1 protein-coding gene is annotated in these 250 nt (G+C 49.6%); it reads right to left on the bottom strand.

Translation table 11 applies throughout. The annotated features are described in order from the left end of the window. Positions 1-234: hypothetical protein (locus KVT27_RS25585; protein WP_254636296.1), on the bottom strand; the 234-nt coding region annotated here is incomplete at its 3' end. Positions 235-250: the final 16 nt, after the last annotated feature.

The raw sequence follows: 250 nt of genomic DNA, 5'->3' as shown, positions 1-250 counted from the left end.
CTTCTCTATGTTTAGCGTCAATTTCTCGACCTGGGATTTGACGGTCTCTCCGCTCCTGGTGCGAACTTGCACGTTGTCGCCGTCACGGCTGATGATTTCTCCGACTTCTTTGGCAGGGAATTTGGGGTCATCCTTCGTTAGAACGAGAACGGTATCCCCGACTTTCGCAAAGCTCGTATCCGCGTTCTTCAGTGCGTAGCGATCCAAAAATATTTTCTCGCTTAAACCTTCCAGCTTCTTACCTGATTGC

The sequence above is a fragment of the Lysinibacillus sp. GbtcB16 genome, assembly GCF_019091145.1.
Classification (GTDB): domain Bacteria; phylum Bacillota; class Bacilli; order Bacillales_A; family Planococcaceae; genus Lysinibacillus; species Lysinibacillus fusiformis.
This window is presented reverse-complemented; position numbering and strand designations above follow the sequence as displayed.